This window comes from Arthrobacter sp. HMWF013 (genome assembly GCF_003061105.1).
GTDB lineage: Bacteria > Actinomycetota > Actinomycetes > Actinomycetales > Micrococcaceae > Arthrobacter.
In genome coordinates, this window is sequence record NZ_QAIQ01000429.1 from 1 (window position 1) to 2,597 (window position 2,597).

The 2,597-nt window shown below is 62.9% G+C and carries 3 protein-coding genes and 1 pseudogene; all 4 read left to right on the forward strand.

Going from position 1 to position 2,597, the window contains the following annotated elements:
* The first annotated feature begins 125 nt into the window (after window positions 1–125).
* Entirely contained in the window at window positions 126–671 is a 546-nt protein-coding gene (gene rimM / locus DBR22_RS15635; protein WP_108599781.1) for a ribosome maturation factor RimM, read from the forward strand.
* Window positions 672–1,502, forward strand: coding sequence for a tRNA (guanosine(37)-N1)-methyltransferase TrmD (trmD, locus tag DBR22_RS15640; protein ID WP_108599782.1), 831 nt, complete (start codon window positions 672–674; stop codon window positions 1,500–1,502).
* 243 nt (window positions 1,503–1,745) lie between these two features.
* Complete coding sequence (gene rplS, locus DBR22_RS15645; protein WP_108599783.1) at window positions 1,746–2,105, forward strand: 50S ribosomal protein L19; 360 nt, start codon at window positions 1,746–1,748, stop codon at window positions 2,103–2,105.
* A 78-nt stretch (window positions 2,106–2,183) separates the two neighbouring features.
* Window positions 2,184–2,597, forward strand: a pseudogene (gene lepB, locus DBR22_RS24625) (signal peptidase I); the annotation flags it as partial.

The following is a 2,597-nucleotide window of genomic DNA, read 5'->3' on the forward strand; positions in this document are numbered from 1 at the left end:
GTTGTGGGACTACCCACCGTATGTGTTGTCAACGCACTCCGGCCCTTCCACCAGCAACGGTGGAGGGGCCGGAGTGCGTTGACAACACATACGGTGGGTAGTCCCACAACCGGACAGGGGAACAGATGCAGCTTCAGGTGGCACGAATCGGAAAACCGCACGGAATCCGTGGGGAAGTGACGGTCCAGGTGCTGACCGACGCCCCGGAGGACCGGTTTGTTCCGGGCACCGAGTTTGTGGTGGAGCCGGCATCGGCCGGCCCGCTGACCGTTGACAGTGCCCGGTGGAACAAAGACATCCTCCTGCTCGGGTTTGCCGGCATTGAAACCCGCAATCAGGCGGAGACGCTCCGCGGAGCCAAGCTGTTCATCGAGACTGAAGAGCTGGATGAGGACGACGACGAGGGCTGGTACGAGCACGAACTGGTGGGACTCGAGGCGCGGGTAGGCTCGCAGGTGGTTGGCAAGGTTGCCGCCCTGCACACCATGCCGGTCCAGGACCTCCTGGTCATTGAAGGCGCAGACGGCAAGGAAATCCTCGTTCCGTTCGTGGAGCAGATCGTTCCGGAAGTCAACGTAGCCGGCGGGTTTGTCCTGCTGACGCCCCCGGATGGCCTGTTTGATATCAACTCCGACGACGCCGGGTCCGGCGAACCGGAAGGCAACGCGTAGATGAGAATCGACGTCGTCAGTATTTTCCCGGAATACCTGGCGCCACTGGAGCTGTCCCTCATCGGCAAAGCCCGCCAGGATGGACTGCTGGACCTTCACGTCCATGATCTCCGCTCCTTCACCACCGACAAACACCGGACGGTTGATGACACGCCCTACGGCGGCGGGGCCGGCATGGTGATGAAGGCTGAGCCTTGGGCCCAGGCGCTGGCGGCGGTGGCTGAAGCCAACCCGGGCAAAGCATCAAAACCGGTGCTGATTGTCCCGTCGCCCGCGGGGGAACGCTTCACCCAGGCGCTGGCCTATGAGCTGGCCGAAGAAGACCAGCTGGTTTTCGCCTGTGGACGCTACGAGGGCATCGACGAGCGTGTCATCGAATGGGCTGAAGAGCACTTCACCGTGCGCCCCATGAGCCTGGGCGATTATGTGCTCAATGGTGGCGAGGTGGCTGTCCTGGCCATGGTGGAAGCCATCGGCAGGTTGCTGCCTGGTGTCGTCGGAAACCCGGAATCCCTGGTGGAGGAATCCCATTCGGACGGACTGCTGGAATACCCGGTCTACACCAAGCCCTCCACGTGGCGTGAGCGTGATGTGCCCGCCGTGCTGCTGAGCGGCAACCACGGCAAGATCGCCCAGTGGCGCCGCCACGAGCAGTACCGGCGGACGGCGGAGCGCCGTCCCGACCTCCTTGAAACGTTCGACGCCGGGAAGTTGCCACGTGCCGACCGGACTGCCTTGGCGGACCTGGGGTACGACGTCGTCGACGGTCACCTCCGTCCCCGGGGACGCTCCGCGGCTGAGAAGGACGCCGGAACCGGCCCCTCTGCCTGAACCGTCAGGGGTTTCCGTCAGCGGCGATTGGCTGTAGGCGTGCGAGTGTGGCAAAATTAGTCCTTGTGTCTGCTGGGTCCGCACCTGCTACAGGGGGAGCGCAACCAACAGCTGGACAACCCGGTACTTTCAACCAGTGAAGGAACCGGACCACTTAACTTTCGGCGGCAATTCCCGGGATAACCGGGCTTGGCCGCCGTGACCCAAAGTGAATGACCTGTGGCGTTCACCAGGAGTGCAATTATGCATATTCTCGATTCCGTAGATGCAGCTTCGCTGCGTACCGATGTTCCCGAATTCCGCGCGGGTGACACCCTCAAGGTTCACGTGAACATCATCGAAGGCAAGAACTCCCGCGTCCAGGTGTTCCAGGGCTTCGTCCTGGGCCGCCACGGCGATGGCCTTCGCGAAACCTTCACCGTCCGCAAGGTCTCCTTCGGTGTCGGTGTGGAGCGTACCTTCCCGGTCCACTCCCCGATCATCGAAAAGATCGAGGTCGTCTCCAAGGGTGACGTGCGCCGCGCCAAGCTTTACTACATGCGCGAACTGCGCGGCAAGGCTGCCAAGATCAAGGAAAAGCGCGACTTCCACACCGCCAAGTAAGTCCCTGAGGACTAACAAAGCAGGCCCCAGCCGTACCAGGCCAGCGCCATTCGTAACAGCGCCCCAGGAATATGGATCATGGACCAGACAAAACGCCAGCCCCGAAAAATGGGCTGGCGTTTTGCGTTGCCGGCACTCCTGCTGGCGGTGGCGCTCAGCGGACTGGTGCGCTCGCTCTGGCTGGATGTCTACTTCATTCCGTCCGGGTCCATGGAGCCGCTGCTGGAAGGCGGCGACCGGATCCTGGTCTCCAGAACCGACTTCCAGACCGACCCCATCCGCCGCGGCGACATCGTGGTCTTTGACGGGAGGGGTTCCTTCGCGCCCCTCAACAGTGGCCGTGGGCCTGTGCCCGATGCCCTTGCGGCAACGGGCCAATGGCTCGGACTGACCGGCAGTGACACCACCTACGTCAAGAGGGTCATCGGCCTGCCGGGGGATACCGTGGTCTGCTGCGACGCCGGCGGTAAGGTCACAGTGAACGGGAAAGCC